The 15,634-nt window shown below is 34.8% G+C and carries 14 protein-coding genes; 11 read left to right on the top strand and 3 right to left on the bottom strand.

Annotation, left to right across the window (positions count from 1 at the left end; all coding sequences use genetic code 11):
• Positions 1-20: 20 nt before the first annotated feature.
• The 9 genes from EV145_RS00185 (at position 21) to EV145_RS00145 (ending at position 12,998) form a co-directional block, all read left to right on the top strand.
• The gene (locus EV145_RS00185) at positions 21-878 is read left to right on the top strand and encodes a hypothetical protein (RefSeq protein WP_133523240.1); all 858 of its coding nucleotides are present in this window, start codon (positions 21-23) and stop codon (positions 876-878) included.
• 140 nt (positions 879-1,018) lie between these two features.
• Positions 1,019-2,470: a glycoside hydrolase family 30 protein gene (locus EV145_RS00180; RefSeq protein ID WP_133523239.1), complete on the top strand. Its 1,452-nt coding sequence runs from the start codon at positions 1,019-1,021 to the stop codon at positions 2,468-2,470.
• Positions 2,471-2,562: 92 nt separating this feature from the next.
• Positions 2,563-4,032, top strand: coding sequence for a glycoside hydrolase family 30 protein (locus tag EV145_RS00175; protein ID WP_133523238.1), 1,470 nt, complete (start codon positions 2,563-2,565; stop codon positions 4,030-4,032).
• A gap of 28 nt (positions 4,033-4,060) precedes the next feature.
• Positions 4,061-5,536 carry a glycoside hydrolase family 30 protein gene (locus tag EV145_RS00170; RefSeq protein WP_133523237.1) on the top strand — a complete coding sequence of 492 codons (1,476 nt, stop codon included), beginning with the start codon at positions 4,061-4,063 and terminating at the stop codon, positions 5,534-5,536.
• 38 nt (positions 5,537-5,574) lie between these two features.
• Positions 5,575-7,317: a cellulase family glycosylhydrolase gene (locus EV145_RS00165; RefSeq protein WP_133523236.1), complete on the top strand. Its 1,743-nt coding sequence runs from the start codon at positions 5,575-5,577 to the stop codon at positions 7,315-7,317.
• A 35-nt stretch (positions 7,318-7,352) separates the two neighbouring features.
• Positions 7,353-8,426: a glycoside hydrolase family 16 protein gene (locus EV145_RS00160; protein WP_133523235.1), complete on the top strand. Its 1,074-nt coding sequence runs from the start codon at positions 7,353-7,355 to the stop codon at positions 8,424-8,426.
• Between the two features lie 62 nt (positions 8,427-8,488).
• On the top strand, positions 8,489-9,328 hold the full coding sequence (locus EV145_RS00155) for an endonuclease/exonuclease/phosphatase family protein (protein WP_133523234.1): 840 nt from the start codon (positions 8,489-8,491) through the stop codon (positions 9,326-9,328).
• A 2-nt stretch (positions 9,329-9,330) separates the two neighbouring features.
• The gene (locus tag EV145_RS00150; protein WP_133523233.1) at positions 9,331-10,755 is read left to right on the top strand and encodes a glycoside hydrolase family 30 protein; all 1,425 of its coding nucleotides are present in this window, start codon (positions 9,331-9,333) and stop codon (positions 10,753-10,755) included.
• A 14-nt stretch (positions 10,756-10,769) separates the two neighbouring features.
• Positions 10,770-12,998, top strand: a complete 2,229-nt coding sequence (locus tag EV145_RS00145) for a glycoside hydrolase family 3 N-terminal domain-containing protein (RefSeq protein ID WP_133523232.1) — start codon at positions 10,770-10,772, stop codon at positions 12,996-12,998.
• A 48-nt stretch (positions 12,999-13,046) separates the two neighbouring features.
• On the opposite strand, the gene EV145_RS00140 is transcribed toward EV145_RS00145, so the two are convergent.
• Positions 13,047-13,304 (bottom strand): hypothetical protein, encoded by a 258-nt coding sequence (locus EV145_RS00140; RefSeq protein WP_133523231.1) that lies wholly within the window; start codon positions 13,302-13,304, stop codon positions 13,047-13,049.
• 285 nt (positions 13,305-13,589) lie between these two features.
• Between EV145_RS00140 and EV145_RS00135 the strand changes: the two genes are divergently transcribed.
• Together EV145_RS00135 and EV145_RS00130 are read left to right on the top strand one after the other, a co-directional pair.
• Positions 13,590-14,354, top strand: coding sequence for an NUDIX hydrolase (locus EV145_RS00135; protein WP_243739179.1), 765 nt, complete (start codon positions 13,590-13,592; stop codon positions 14,352-14,354).
• A gap of 52 nt (positions 14,355-14,406) precedes the next feature.
• Complete coding sequence (locus EV145_RS00130; protein WP_133523230.1) at positions 14,407-14,727, top strand: MmcQ/YjbR family DNA-binding protein; 321 nt, start codon at positions 14,407-14,409, stop codon at positions 14,725-14,727.
• A gap of 3 nt (positions 14,728-14,730) precedes the next feature.
• On the opposite strand, the gene EV145_RS00125 is transcribed toward EV145_RS00130, so the two are convergent.
• Both EV145_RS00125 and EV145_RS00120 read right to left on the bottom strand, forming a co-directional pair.
• On the bottom strand, positions 14,731-15,339 hold the full coding sequence (locus EV145_RS00125; RefSeq protein WP_133523229.1) for an alpha-ketoglutarate-dependent dioxygenase AlkB family protein: 609 nt from the start codon (positions 15,337-15,339) through the stop codon (positions 14,731-14,733).
• Positions 15,326-15,571, bottom strand: coding sequence for an Ada metal-binding domain-containing protein (locus EV145_RS00120; protein ID WP_133523228.1), 246 nt, complete (start codon positions 15,569-15,571; stop codon positions 15,326-15,328). Before EV145_RS00120 ends, EV145_RS00125 begins: the two co-directional genes overlap by 14 nt.
• Between the last annotated feature and the right edge of the window lie 63 nt (positions 15,572-15,634).

The raw sequence follows: 15,634 nt of genomic DNA, 5'->3' as shown, positions 1-15,634 counted from the left end.
AACCAAAAAAACCGAAAAAAATGAACCTAAATATAAATATAAAAAGAAGTGTATACCTAATGCTAGCTTTAGCATTAGGAACACTAACAAGTTGCGATGATGAAGTAAATCCAAATACTTTAGTTGCTTCAAACGTTGATGCTTCGTTTACTTTTACACCAGTTGCTGGTGCAGTAAACACTTACCTTGCAGTTGCGCAGCCTAAAGGTGTAATCTCATCAATGTGGGATACTGGAACTGGTGCTTCGCCAGGAAAAATGACTGAAACTATTGTTCTTCCAGATGCAGGAACTTACACAATTACACACACAGCTGTTGGAGCAGGAGGAGCTTTGGGTACTGCAAGTACTCAAGTTGTTGTTGCAACTTCAGATCCTGTAAAAGGTAACCTTGTAAAAGGTGGTTCTTTCGCAACTGCTGCTGATCAAGCTAACTGGAAAAAAGTTATTTATGGTGCAGGCGCAGATTGGACATATAGTGCAAAAGGTGCTACTGTAAACGGTGGTCATGCTGGAATCTATCAGGCAATCGATGTTATTAAAGACAAAGAATATACAATTGACATGGTTGTTTCTGGCGGTGCTTCAAAAGATATGTGGTTTGAAGTTTATGCTGGTAAAGTTGACCCTGCAACAATTACTGGAGATTACGCCGATGGAGGAAAAGTAATGGGTCTAAATACTTGGGATGGTTGTGGAAACACTCCAGTTTCTGGTAAATTATCTGCTATAGGATGTACTAAAAATGCAAAACTAGATAAAATCAGTAATGTTGTAAAATTTGATATTACAGGTAAAATTTATTTAATGATTAGATGCGGTGGTGGAATTGCTCCTGGCGGTATCACAATCAAAGGCGTGGAATTACGCGGAAAATAATAAAGTTAAGTTAAGTTTAAGTTTGGTTGTAAATAGCCCATAATCGTTATGAGTATGGGCTATTTTTTAAATCCTTCCTTAAGCTGTCAGAAAGTGAGTTTTCTGAGAACTTGTATTTCGAATTTAATAATAAGGAAAGAATGAAAAATAATAGTTTAAAAATTCTATGTTTTTTGTTTTCAGTGGCTGCTTTTGCCCAGCCCAAAGCAAAAAAAGAATTTACAACCAATGGAAAAAAAGTAACCGTATATACGACAGCTGAGAATTCTAATTTAAGATTAACTTCTACTGATAATTTAACTTTTTCAGCCTCAAAACAGCCTCTTGAAGTAGAATCATCTGTATTTGTTGAGCCTTCAAAAAAGTTCCAGACTTTTATGGGAATCGGTGGTGCGATTACAGACGCGAGTGCCGAAATTTTTGCTAAACTTTCAAAAGAAAAACAACAAGAATTCTTAAATGCTTATTACGATGCACAAAAAGGGATAGGCTATTCTTTGCTAAGAACAACGATACAGAGTTCTGATTTTAGCAGTGGAAGCTATTCTTATATCAAAGAAGGCGATAAGGATTTAAAAACTTTTTCTATTGAGCATGATAGACAATTTCGTATTCCGTTAATCAAACAAGCTATTGCTAAGGCTGGTGGAAAATTAACAACGTATGTTGCTCCATGGTCGCCAAATGCTTTCATGAAAGACAATAAAAATGTTCTTAAAGGCGGAACATTATTGCCTGAATATTATCAGACTTGGGCCAATTTTTATGCCAAATTTATAAAAGAATATGAGAAAGAAGGAATTCCAATTTGGGGAACTTCAACTCAAAATGAGCCAATGGCAGTGCAAACTTGGGAATCTTGTATTTATACCGCTGAAGCCGAAAGAGATTTTATCAAAAACTTTCTTGGGCCAACTTTGAAAAAAGAAAAACTGGGTGATGTAAAAATCATTGTTTGGGATCACAATCGTGATTTAATGAACTACAGAGCAAATGTTATTTATTCTGATCCAGAAGCTTCAAAATATGTTTGGGGTATGGGATTTCATTGGTACGAAACTTGGTCTGGTGGAGCATCAATGTTTGACAATGTTGGAAAAGTAAATGAAGCATATCCAAACAAAGGTCTTTTATTTACTGAAGGATGTGTTGAAAAATTCGATGCCAAAAAATATCAGTTTTGGGGTAACGGTGAGAGATACGGTATTTCGATGATTAATGATTTCAATAATGGTACAGCAGGCTGGACAGATTGGAACATTCTTTTAGATCAAAATGGAGGCCCTAACCACGTAGGCAACTTTTGTTTTGCACCAATTCACGCAGATACAACAACTGGCGAATTGATCTACACACCATCTTATTATTACATAGGACATTTTTCAAAATTCATTCGCTTAAATGCAGTTCGTGTTAGTACTGCAGTAAGCAGAAGTGCTTTATTGAGTACTTCATTTTTAAATACTGATGGTACAATGGCAACAATTGTCATGAATCAGTCAGATAAAGAGATTACCTATAACTTAATTATAGCTGCTGAAAAGACTGTAGTTAAGATTCCTGCGCATGCTATACAAACACTTGTATATTAATATTATTTGTAAATAAGGAGGGTTGATTTGAATCATCCAAATTGACCCTCAATTTACTTTTTCTAAATTAAATCGTTTTTTTTGAAAGTATAATGAAAGCCATAAGCAGCATTTTAATCGCCCCAATACTAATTTTGCAATTTAGTTGTAATTCATCAAAAATTGCAGATGCTTCTGTGGTTTCTGGTTCCAAATCAAATAAAAAAATAGCGGTTTATACTACAGCCGAAAACACGAATTTTAAATTATCACTATCGAATAATTTAATTTCGAACAACACATCACAACAAACAATTTCATCAGTTTCTATCAATGTAGATCCTGAACATACTGATCAGACTTTCCTTGGGATTGGAGGTGCAATTACTGATGCAAGCGCTGAAGTTTTTGCCAAATTATCTCCAAAAAAGCAGCAGGAATTTTTAAACGCTTACTACGATAAAGATAAAGGAATTGGTTATTCATTAGCCAGAACCAACATTCATAGCTGCGATTTTAGCAGCAACAGTTATACCTATGTTGCCGACGGTGACAAGGAATTGAAAACCTTCAGTATTGACCACGATCGAAAATACAGAATTCCACTTCTAAAAAAAGCAATTGAAACAGCCGGCGGGAAATTAACATTATTTGTCAGTCCGTGGAGTCCCCCAGCTTTCATGAAAGACAATAACGATATTTTGCACGGCGGCGTTTTGTTGCCAGAATTTGCGCAGTCATGGGCTAATTACTATGTAAAATTTATAAATGCATATGAAAAAGAAGGGATTCCAATTTGGGGATTAACCATCCAAAATGAGCCAATGGCTAAACAAAGATGGGAATCCTGCATTTACACTCCTGAAGCCGAAAGAGATTTTCTGAAAAACTTCCTTGGTCCAACTTTACAAAAAGAAGGATTGGCATCAAAAAACGTAATTATTTGGGATCACAACCGTGGCGAAATGCTGGAAAAACGTGCTAATCTTGTTTTCTCTGATCCTGAAGTATCAAAATTTGCCTGGGGAATTGGATTTCACTGGTATGAAACTTGGAATGGCGGACCGCCAAGATTTGAATCTGTTGGCGAAGTTCATAAAGCTTTTCCAAATAAAGGGCTTTTATTTACAGAAGGCTGTGTTGAAAAATTTGACGCCACAAGATTTCAGTTTTGGGGAAATGCCGAACGTTACGGTCTTAATATGATTAATGACTTTAATAACGGAACAGCAGGCTGGACAGATTGGAACATTCTTCTCGACCAAAATGGAGGACCAAATCATGTAGGCAATTTTTGTTTTGCACCAATCCACGCCGATGTTACAAAGGATGAACTGATCTATACACCAATGTATTACTATATTGGCCATTTCTCAAAATTTATTCGCGCAAATGCAAAACGCATAACACAGACCATTAGTGATAAAACCCTTTTAAGTACGTCATTTAAAAATACCGATGGAAAAATTGCCACTATTGTTATGAACCAATCTGATAAAGATGTTGTTTACAATTTAACCAGCAACGCTTTAAAAACCACTATTACTATTCCGGCACACGCTATTCAAACAATTGTTTACTAGCGGTACTATTAACTAAAAAACTATAAAAATGAACTTCAATTTAAAAACCACTATAAAAGCATTATTTTTTGCTTCGGCAATATTTGCTCAAGTTAAATGCTCATCTTCAAATGATGCTACAGATCCACCTCCCGTAACTCCACCGGTTGTAACTCCGCCAGTGACAGTAACAAATGACGTTGATTTCTGGCTGACAAAAGGTAATCAAAGTGTTCTTTTGGCTAAGCAAACTACAACATTAGGGTTTGGAACTACTTATAATACGTTTCCTAACATTGTAGTTGATGAAGCAATAAAATACCAAACTGTTGATGGTTTTGGATATACGCTAACTGGCGGAAGTGCCGATGTAATCAATCAAATGATTCCGGCGAAAAAGAGTGCTCTTTTGCAGGAACTTTTCGGCTCAGGCGAAACTTCAATTGGAATCAGTTATATCAGAATCAGTATTGGTGCATCAGATTTAAATGCTTCTCCTTTTACATATGATGATCTTGCAACAGGCGAAACTGATTTGGATTTAGCAAAATTTAGTTTAGATAAGGATAAAGCGGGTGTAATTGCACTTTTGAAGGAAATTCTAGCAATTAATCCTAAGATTTTAATTTGTGCAACTCCATGGTCAGCACCGCTTTGGATGAAAGACAAAGACAGTTTTATTGGAGGAAAATTACAAACAAAATATTATGATGTTTATGCGAAATATTTTGTGAAATATATTCAGCAAATGAAAGCTGAAGGTATTACTATTGATGCTGTAACGCCACAAAATGAGCCGTTGCACGATGGCAATAACCCAAGTATGTATATGTCTGCTTTAGAACAAGCTAATTTTATAAAAACAAATTTAGGGCCTGCATTTAAGGCGGCTGGTATCAAAACAAAAATTATTGCATATGACCATAACTGCGATCAGCCTAGTTATCCAAAAACTATTTTGGCTGATGCCGATGCATTTCCTTTTGTAGATGGTTCTGCATTTCATTTATATGCTGGAGATATCAGCGCTCTTTCAAATGTTTACAATGCTTTTCCAACTAAAAATGTGTATTTCACTGAACAGTGGACTTCGTCAACAGGTGAATTTGGAGGCGATTTAAAATGGCATCTTAAAAATGTAGTTATCGGTTCGATGAGAAATTACAGCAAAAATGCATTAGAATGGAATTTAGCCAACAACGGTTCTTTTGAGCCTCATACTGCTGGTGGATGTAATATGTGCAAGGGAGCGTTGACGGTGACTTCAAGTGAAAGTTTTCAGCGTAATGTTGCTTATTATATTATTGCTCACGCCTCAAAATTTGTTCCGGCTGGTTCTGTTAGAATTGGAAGTAACATTAGTGGCAATCTTCAAAATGTTGCTTTTGTTACACCAACAGGTTCTAAAGTTTTAATTGTTGAAAACGACGGATCAGATATGCAAATTTTCAATATTAAATTCAATGATAAATGGGTTACCGTTACACTAGATGGAGGATCGGTAGGAACATTTACGTGGAAATAATAGCACAATTTAGAACGGAGAATAAATAAGTTTTCGGTATGAAAAAAATAATTACAGGGGCATTTCTTTTATTGACTGCTGCTTCATTTGGACAAGGTTTTTTGCATAGAGATGGACAAAACATTGTTGATGGAAACGGCAAAAATATAATTTTAAGAGGATTGGGTCTTGGTGGCTGGATGGTTCAGGAAGGATATATGCTGCAGACACAGCCATTTGCCAGTCCGCAATATCAAATTAAGCAAAAAATTCAGGATGTTATTGGCGAGCAGGGAACTAAAGAGTTTTATGCCGCTTACAAAGCAAATGGAATCACGAAACGCGATATTGATTCATTGGCAAAATGGGGTTTCAATTCTGTGCGTCTTCCTATGCATTACAATTTATATACACCATCAATTCAGGAAGAAAAAAATGATGAAATTACCTTTTTAGAAGAAGGTTTCACAATGACCGATAATTTATTGAAATGGTGTGCCGAAAATAAAATGTATCTGATTTTAGATTTGCACGCCGCGCCGGGAGGTCAGGGAAATGACGCTGCAATTTCAGATTACGATACTACAAAACCGTCACTTTGGAACAGTGAAGCTAATCAGAAAAAAATGATTGCTTTATGGAAAAAATTAGCTTCTCGTTATAGAGACAATCCTTGGATTGGCGCTTATGATATTATTAACGAGCCAAACTGGAACTTTACCGGAACCAATAAAAATGGTTGCGACGAAAATTCAAACGGACCGTTAAGAGATTTGATGGTTTCCGTTACAAAAGCAATTCGCGAAGTAGATACCAACCACATGGTTATTATCGAAGGAAATTGCTGGGGTAATAATTATAATGGAATTTTTCCTTTATGGGATGAAAATATGGCGTTGAGTTTCCATAAATATTGGAACTATAATACAACAGGTTCTATTCAGAAAATGCTGGATTACAGAAAACAATACAATGTACCAATCTGGTTAGGTGAAAGTGGAGAAAATTCAAATGTTTGGTTCAAGGATGTTTTGACTTTGGTAGAAAGCAACAACATTGGATGGGCTTTTTGGCCAATGAAAAAAATCGAGAATATTGCTGGTGTGGCTTCGGTAACGAAAATTCCAGAATATGATGTTTTATTGAAATATTGGAAAGATGGAGGTCAAAAGCCAACTCCCGAATTTGCAAAGAAAGCGCTGATGAAAATGGCGGATAATTACAAAATGGAAAACGTAACGGTTAAGCCAGACGTAATCGATGCAATGTTTAGACAAGTTCAGACAAACGATACAAAACCTTATAAAAAGCATAATATTCCTGGAAAAGTTGTTGCAACACAATATGATTTAGGAACAAACGGATATGCTTATTCAGATAAAGATTTTATAAACTACAGAGTTGAAACTGGAAATTTTGATGAGTGGAACAAAGGAAATACCATGAGAAATGATGGTGTAGATATTTTGCCTTGTAAAGATTCTGGATCAAATGGTTATCAGGTTTCTTTTATCGAAGATGGAGAATGGCTACAGTTTACATCAGAAGTTAAAAAACAAAATAAATATAAAGTTGCGATTCGTTATTCAAGCGAAAAAGCAGAAGGAAAATTGCATTTTGAAACAGCTGACGGGAAAAAATCACAATCTATTGTACTTCCTGCAACTGGAGGAAATGACAAATGGAAAACGGTTGTTTTATCTGGAGTAGAATTACAAGAGGGAACAACTAAAATTAAAGCAGTTTTTGAAAAAGGAGGCTTCAATTTGAATTATTTAGATTTTTCTGAAGGAAAAAAATAAGCTTTAAAACTAGAAACTAATCTAAACAACAACCAATGAAATTATACAATTTAATAAAGAAAACCGGTTTTTTGCTTGCTTTACTATTTGTTAGTCAGTCTTGCAGCAGTGGAAATGATTCTGGAGATGAGACCCCTGCCGCAACAGGACCTTCAAATCTTTCTGTTACGGTAGAAGTAATTGGTAAAACTGCTGATAAACCTAACGGTGACGGTAGCGGAAAAGTGAAATTGACAATTACGGCGACAAATGCAACGTCATATAAAGTGGTGATTGATAATAAGTCACAAGATATTACAGCAGGTGATTTGACATATGAATTTACAACTTCGGGAACTAAAAATTATCCAATTATAGTTTCTGCATATAACGGCTTACAGTTTGTGAGCACAACAACTTCGGTAAATGTTTTTGTTGCTCGAAAATTGCTTTGGGCTGATGAATTTGATGTCAATGGTGCGCCAAATACTTCAAAATGGGGATACAATACCGGAACTGGAAACGGTTGGGGAAATAACGAACTAGAATATTACACAACTCGTCCTGAAAATGTAATTGTTGAAAATGGATTTTTAAAAATTAAAGCAATTAAAGAAGAATATATGGGAAGCCATTATACTTCGGCAAGATTGCTTACAAAAGGAAAATTCTCTTTTAAATATGGTCGTGCCGAAGTTCGTGCAAAATTGCCAGTTGGTGGCGGAACGTGGCCTGCTTTCTGGATGCTGGGCGACAATATTGATACGGCTCCCTGGCCAGCGTGTGGCGAAGTTGATATTTTGGAATCGGTTGGAAATAATCCAAATGTAAACCATTCTTCTTTGCATTCACCTGGGCGCTCAGGAAATACTCCTGACACTGCTATAACAACGGTTCCAAATTCAGCCACAGAATTTCATGTTTATGCCGCCGAATGGAGCGCAGAAAGCATTAAGTTTTATGTAGATGACAATTTATTTTACACATATGGAAATACTAGTTCATCACCATTTAATGCCAATTTTTTCTTGATTTTGAATTTGGCTATGGGTGGAAATTTTGGAGGAACAGTTGATCCTAATTTTACCAATGCAACTTTTGAAGTTGACTATGTAAGGGTGTACAATTAACATAAAATTTTTTCTGTAAAGCTCCGGAAACAGTAGCTTTACAGATTAAAATTTTTTAAAATATGAAAAAGGCAAGTAAAGTTATTTTAGTAGTATTCCTACTTTTTGTTAGTGGTTCATTTTATGGTCAGAATCTAAAAATTATGACTTACAATATTCGTTTGGATATTGCTTCTGACGGAGAAAATGCATGGCCAAACCGAAAGGATTATTTTGCTTCTCAAATACAATTTTACAGTCCTGATATTTTTGGAGTTCAGGAAGCAACTCCAAATCAGGTTACAGATATTGCTTTGGCTTTGCCAGAATATAAAAATTTTGGAGTTGCAAGAGAAGGCGTTGGAAAAGGAGAAGCTTGTACGATTTATTACAAAAAAAGCCGTTTTCAGCTATTGCATTCAAATACATTTTGGCTGTCAGAAACACCAGATGTAATTTCGAAAGGTTGGGATGCGGCTTACAATAGAATTTGCACGTATGGTCTTTTTAAGGATTTAAAAACTAAAAAAGTATTCTATGTTTTTAATCTGCATCTGGATCATATGGGCGAGGTTGCGAGAGTAAAGGGTGTTGATCTTGTTTTGTCAAAAATTGCAGCAGTCAACACAAAAAAATATCCTGTTTTTTTAATGGGAGATTTTAATTCGGAGCCGGATACAAAACAAATTGTGGCAGTAAAAAAAGTGATGGATGATACAAAAGATGTTTCAGTAGAAAAACCTTTTGGGCCCTCTGGAACGTTCAATGATTTTAAACACGACAAACCTGTAACATTATTGATTGATTACATTTTTGTTTCAAAAAATAGCGGGCTTAAGATTTATAAACATGCAGTTTTAAGTGATTCTAAAGATTTAAAATATCCTTCAGATCATTTACCTGTTTTAATAGAAATAGATTAGATATGAAAAATAGCATCAAAAAACTTCAAATTTTACTTTTACTGCCTTTAATAGCGGTTCAAATAAAATGCGGTTCTTCAAAAAATGCAACGTCCAATTCTGGAAAAGCTGCTTCTTGGATTACAACCACAGATGAAACATCAAAATTGAAAAAACAGCCAGATTTGGTTTTTAACTCAGATGTAAATTCAAATCAGACCATTTTGGTTGACGCTTCACAGAAATTTCAGACTATTGAAGGTTTTGGATTTTCTTTAACTGGAGGAAGTGCTCAGACTATTTTGAAACTGGATAAAGCAAAAAGAGAAGCATTGCTTCAAGAGCTTTTTTCTAGAAAAAATGATGCTGTAGGTATAAGTTATTTACGAATCAGTATTGGTGCTTCAGATTTGAATGAAACAGTTTTTTCGTATGATGATATGCCAGAAGGCCAAACCGATTTAAAATTGGAACATTTTAATCTTGGTCCAGATTTAAAAGATGTGGTTCCGGTTTTAAAAGAAATTTTAGCCATAAATCCGAAAATCAAAATTATGGGTTCTCCGTGGTCGCCTCCAGTTTGGATGAAAGATAACGGAAGTTCAAAAGGTGGCAGTTTACAGCCAAAATATTATCAGGTTTATGCCGAGTATTTTGTAAAATATATCCAGGCAATGAAAGCGCAGGGAATTGTAATTGATGCGATTACGCCTCAAAACGAACCTTTGCACCCAGGAAATAATCCTAGTTTGCTAATGTTGGCGGAACAGCAGGCAGATTTTATTGGAAACAATTTAGGCCCAGCATTTAAAGCAGCAGGAATTAAAACTAAAATTATTGTTTACGATCATAATTGCAATAAGCCAGAATATCCTTTGACGATTTTAAAAGATCCAAAAGCAAATCCATTTGTTGCTGGTTCTGCTTTTCATTTGTACGAAGGTGATATCAGCGCTTTGACAACAGTTCATGATGCGTTTCCAAATAAAGATTTATATTTTACAGAACAATATACAGGATCAAAAAGCAGTTTTGAAAACGACTTGAAATGGAGTGTGAAAAATGTTGTAATTGGTTCAATGCGAAATTGGAGCAAAAATGCACTTTCATGGGGATTAGCAAATGACGAATACTACAAACCGTTTACGCCGGGAGGATGTTCTACATGTAAAGGTGCTTTAATGATTGATCAAAATCAGAATATTAAAAGAGAAGTAGGCTATTATATTATTGGACATGCTTCGAAATTTGTTCCTGAAGGATCCGTAAGAATTGGAAGTAATATTGCTGGAAATTTGCATAATGTTGCTTTCAAGACGCCATCAGGTCAAATTGTCCTAATTGTAGAAAATGACGGAACTACAGCAGAAACATTCAATATCAAATACAATCAAAAACAAATTTCAACTACTTTAAACGCTGGTGCGGTAGCAACTTACGTTTGGTAATCAAAATTAAATTCATGAAGAAATTAACCACATTTACCTTGTTGATGGTATCGTTTTTTGCGGTCGCTCAACAAGAAACAATAGACCAGAAAGTAGATGCTCTATTGAAGAAAATGACTATTGAAGAAAAAATAGGTCAGCTTAATCAATACACTGGTGATAATCAGGCAACAGGGCCAATTACCATAAACCCCAACAAACAATCTGAAATTAAACAAGGTTTAATAGGTTCGATGTTGAATATCATTGGAACAAAATATACTAGACAATATCAGGAATTAGCTATGCAGTCGCGTTTAAAAATTCCGTTGTTGTTTGGTCAGGACGTTATTCACGGTTACAAAACAACATTTCCGATTCCGTTAGCCGAAGCAGCGAGCTGGGATTTAGCAGCAATTGAATTAGCAGCAAGAGTTGCAGCGACTGAAGCATCTGCAAGCGGTATTCACTGGACATTTGCTCCAATGGTTGATATTGGACGTGATCCAAGATGGGGAAGAGTTATGGAAGGCGCCGGAGAAGATACGTACTTAGGTTCTAAAATTGCTTATGCACGCGTAAAAGGTTTTCAAGGAAATAAATTAGGAGATTTAAACTCTGTTATGGCTTGTGTAAAACACTTTGCGGCTTATGGCGCAGGTGTTGGCGGAAGAGATTATAACTCTGTTGATATGAGTGAAAGAATGTTGCTTGAAACGTATTTGCCTCCTTTTAAATCGGCTTTAGATGCTGGTGCGGCGACATTTATGAATTCATTTAATGATTTGAACGGAATTCCAGCAACAGGAAATGCACATTTGCAACGTGATATCTTAAAAGGAAAATGGAATTTTCAAGGTTTTGTAGTTTCTGACTGGGGATCAATTGGAGAAATGGTGGCGCACGGTTACTCAAAAGATCTTAAAGAAGCTGCGTATGCTGCTATTACTGCAGGAAGTGATATGGACATGGAAAGTAATGCGTATCGTAACAATCTTGTGGCTTTAGTAAAAGAAGGAAGAGTTTCTATCGATTTGATTGATGATGCGGTAAAGCGTATTTTACGCAAAAAATATGAGTTAGGATTATTTGATGATCCTTATCGATATTCAGATGAAAAAAGAGCTGAGAAGGTTTTGGCAAATCCGGAAAATAGAAAAGCGGCGCTTCAAGTAGCAGAGAAAAGTATTGTTTTATTAAAGAATGATAACCAAACGTTGCCACTTTCTAAAAGTTTAAAAACAATTGCATTCATTGGACCAATGGTAAAAGAATACAAAGCCAATATGGGATTTTGGTCTGTTGAATTGCCAAATGTAGATTATGATAAATGGGTTGTTTCGCAATGGGATGGTTTGCAAAATAAAGTGGGTAAAAATACCAAACTGCTTTACGCTAAAGGTTGTGACGTTACTGGTGACAATAAAGATGGTTTTGCAGAAGCAGTAGAAACGGCAAAACAAGCCGATGTTGTTATTTTGAGTATTGGAGAAAGGCACGACATGAGCGGTGAAGCAAAAAGCCGAAGCGATTTACATTTGCCAGGTGTTCAGGAAGATTTAGTAAAAGCAATTCAGGCAACAGGAAAACCAGTTGTGGTTTTAGTAAATGCAGGAAGACCACTTATTTTCAATTGGACAGCAGATAACGTTCCTGCAATTGTTTATACGTGGTGGTTAGGTTCAGAAGCAGGAAATGCAATCGCAAATGTTTTATTTGGAGATTATAATCCGTCAGGAAAATTACCTATGAGTTTCCCTAGAGAAGTTGGTCAAATACCAATTTATTATAATCACTTTAGCACAGGAAGACCAGCTAAAAATGAAGATTCTAAAAACTATGTTTCAGCTTATATTGACTTAAAAAACTCACCTAAATTTCCATTTGGATACGGTTTGAGTTATACAAAATTCGATTATTCTGGTTTGAAATTATCTTCAACAAAAATTAAAAGCAACGAAACAATTAAGGTTTCTTTCCAATTATCAAATGTTGGAAAAGTGGCAGGAGAAGAAGTTGTGCAATTGTATTTGAAAGATAAATTTGGATCTGTTGTTAGGCCAGTTTTAGAATTAAGAGATTTCCAAAAAGTGAAATTAAATGCTGGAGAATCTAAAACAATTGAGTTTACGATTGATAAAGAGAAACTTTCATTCTATAACAATAAATTAGAATGGGTTGCTGAACCTGGAGATTTTGAAGTAATGATAGGAGCTTCGTCAGCAGATATAAAACTTAGAGCAGACTTTGAATTAGTACAATAGTAGAAGTCAATTTTAAATTGGCGTTATGGATTTTATAAAGGTTTTGAATTATTTCAAAACAGTATTTATAAAATCCATAGCGCCAATTCCTTTGTATGAAGCGTATAAAGCCTTGTCAAAAGCTTCGCGTTTTGCCTTTTTATCTTTTGCCTCAGTTTCAACAATCATTTCGTTGAAAATTTTTTCTTGTTGTTGGCTGTATTTTATTGATTCTTCTAATAAATAAGTTTTCGAAACAAATCCGAAAGAAGTCCAGATTTTGGTTCTTATTTTTTTATTTATATTTTTTAATGGATTAGTACTCATATCTCTCGCATTGACTTTCTGACTAAATAAGTAAGAAGCAAATATATAATTTATTATACTAATTTTCTTACTTTTATTTTTAAACAATAACAAAATTATTTAAATGTGTTATTATGACGCAATGTACTTATTTTTTTTATATTTGATTTTAATTTTAAGTTAAAATTGTGAGAGACACACTTATTTAACAAGTGCTAATTTTGTCTTATAATATCTAAATTGTTTTATTTTTATAAAAATAGAGTAAATTGCAGGGTTATTTGATAAAGAAAAAGGCGCATATAAATGTCAAAAATGTTAAAAGACATCATAGAAAATAATGAAAATTATCAGCCGGGACTGTCGATTGACTGTGTAATTTTTGGTTTTCATGACAATCAGCTTAAGGTTTTATTGATTAAAATTCCGCATCGCGAAACGTGGTCTTTGCCCGGTGGATTTATTCCGGTAGATCAGGATATTGATGTGGCGGCGGTTACCGTTTTAAATGAAAGAACTGGAGTTGACGGTATTTTTTTAAGACAATTTGCCACTTTCGGAAAAGTAAAACGAAACGATCAGCATTTTGATAAAAAGATATTAGAGCATTTAAAAATTGAAGAAGAAAAAGGGAAATGGCTGATGCGTCGTTTTGTTACAATTGGATATTATGCGTTGGTAGATTTTTTGAAAACCATTCCAAAACCAGCCAATAAAGACGAAATAATTGAATGGATTGATCATAAAGAAGTTCCAGAATTAATTTTAGATCACAAAGAAATTCTTGATAAAGCATTGGACACTTTGAGAACAGAATTGAATTTAATGCCGATTGGATATAATTTACTGCCCGAGAAATTTACGATTCCAGAGCTTCAAAAATTATACGAAACGATTTTAGATAAAAAATTAGACCGGAGAAACTTTCTTAGAAAAATAACTAACATCGGAATTCTTAATAAGCTTGACGAGAAGAAAAGCAACGTAGCACACAAAGCACCAAATTTATATTCTTTTGATAAAGAAAAATATGATGAAGTCTTAAAAAACGGATTAAATCAAGGTTGGTAATTGAGACCTAACAGGTTTTTAAAATCTGTTAGGTCTGTTAAAAGACTATACTATGATAGCAATTGAAACATTTAGAAAATTAGCCATGTCGTTTCCGAATGCAACAGAAGAGCCACATTTCGAGAAAACTTCTTTTCGTGTCAATAAGAAAATCTTCGGTACTTTTGATGAAAAGAATAACAGAGCGGTTTTAAAATTAAACGAAATCGACCAATCTGTTTTTTGTGCGTCAAGCGAAATGATCTTTTATCCAATTCCGAATAAATGGGGAAAACAAGGATGGACAATTGTCGAACTTTCAAAAGTAAGACCCGAAATGTTTGAAGACGCTCTGATACGATCTTATGAAAATGTAATCTCAAAAAAGAAATAATTTTTATCTCACAATTGTTCTAAAAGTCAAATTTACTCTTGGTTTTGAAGTCGTTTTGGTTGGAGGCAAACGATGTAACCAATACGTTTGTGTTTCATCTTTCATTACTAATAAACTACCGTGTTCCAGAATTAAGGAAACAACTTCTTTGGTTTCTTTATGTTTAAATCCAAACTTGCGTTCCGCACCAAAACTAACCGAACCAATGGCGCCATTTTTCTTTAAATCTTTTTCAGCATCACTGTGCCATGCCATTCCTTCTTCTCCGGAATGATATAAATTTAAGAGACAAGAATTGAAAGTTTCACCCGTTTCCTTTTCAATAATTGCTTTTAATTCTAATAATTCCTTTGTCCACGGAAGTGCTTTTTTGGTTGTATTCGAATAGGTATATTCAAAACCCGAATCGCCGTACCAAGCCACTTTTCTTTTAGTCAAAATTAATTTTCCGAAGATAATCGCTTCGTCATTTTTCCATTCGATAGTATTCAAAAGAATATCTAAATAATGGTTTGAATCTTCACGAGAAAATAATTTTCCATAATAATTCACCGTTCCATCTTTTGGAAGCAGGTTTGTATTTTCGTCTGTATGCGGATTAAATAAGTCCATTTTTCCAGTTTTGATATTCGGTTTTCATGCAATGTCCGCAAGGCCTGAAACCATTTTTTTTAGCTTCATCTTCCGATAAAAAGAAAACCCGATTTTCGTGTTTCATTCTTTTTCCGGAAGCACATTTTAATGTTCCGTAAATTTTTAGTTTTCGGTTTCCACCGAAGCAAATTTCTGCATTTTTAATTTTATTTCTAAGATCGGAATCAAGAATTTTGTTGTGTTGTATCATTTGTTTTGTTATTGGAAAGGCGCAAAATGTTGCATTATTGGCGCGAATTAATCTCGCAAAGTC

It is taken from the genome of Flavobacterium sp. 245 (genome assembly GCF_004362055.1).
In the GTDB taxonomy this organism is placed as follows: Bacteria; Bacteroidota; Bacteroidia; order Flavobacteriales; family Flavobacteriaceae; genus Flavobacterium.
Note: the sequence above shows the minus strand (reverse complement) of the source record. Positions and strands in the feature narration are given on the sequence as shown.

Excerpts from the sequence above, each read along its gene's own strand:
- EV145_RS00185 (WP_133523240.1), top strand. The coding sequence starts at position 21 with ATGAACCTAAATATAAATATAAAAAGAAGTGTATACCTAATGCTAGCT.
- EV145_RS00180 (WP_133523239.1), top strand. The coding sequence starts at position 1,019 with ATGAAAAATAATAGTTTAAAAATTCTATGTTTTTTGTTTTCAGTGGCT.
- EV145_RS00175 (WP_133523238.1), top strand. The coding sequence starts at position 2,563 with ATGAAAGCCATAAGCAGCATTTTAATCGCCCCAATACTAATTTTGCAA.
- EV145_RS00170 (WP_133523237.1), top strand. The coding sequence starts at position 4,061 with ATGAACTTCAATTTAAAAACCACTATAAAAGCATTATTTTTTGCTTCG.
- EV145_RS00165 (WP_133523236.1), top strand. The coding sequence starts at position 5,575 with ATGAAAAAAATAATTACAGGGGCATTTCTTTTATTGACTGCTGCTTCA.
- EV145_RS00160 (WP_133523235.1), top strand. The coding sequence starts at position 7,353 with ATGAAATTATACAATTTAATAAAGAAAACCGGTTTTTTGCTTGCTTTA.
- EV145_RS00155 (WP_133523234.1), top strand. The coding sequence starts at position 8,489 with ATGAAAAAGGCAAGTAAAGTTATTTTAGTAGTATTCCTACTTTTTGTT.
- EV145_RS00150 (WP_133523233.1), top strand. The coding sequence starts at position 9,331 with ATGAAAAATAGCATCAAAAAACTTCAAATTTTACTTTTACTGCCTTTA.
- EV145_RS00145 (WP_133523232.1), top strand. The coding sequence starts at position 10,770 with ATGAAGAAATTAACCACATTTACCTTGTTGATGGTATCGTTTTTTGCG.
- EV145_RS00140 (WP_133523231.1), bottom strand. The coding sequence starts at position 13,304 with ATGAGTACTAATCCATTAAAAAATATAAATAAAAAAATAAGAACCAAA.
- EV145_RS00135 (WP_243739179.1), top strand. The coding sequence starts at position 13,590 with ATGTCAAAAATGTTAAAAGACATCATAGAAAATAATGAAAATTATCAG.
- EV145_RS00130 (WP_133523230.1), top strand. The coding sequence starts at position 14,407 with ATGATAGCAATTGAAACATTTAGAAAATTAGCCATGTCGTTTCCGAAT.
- EV145_RS00125 (WP_133523229.1), bottom strand. The coding sequence starts at position 15,339 with ATGGACTTATTTAATCCGCATACAGACGAAAATACAAACCTGCTTCCA.
- EV145_RS00120 (WP_133523228.1), bottom strand. The coding sequence starts at position 15,571 with ATGATACAACACAACAAAATTCTTGATTCCGATCTTAGAAATAAAATT.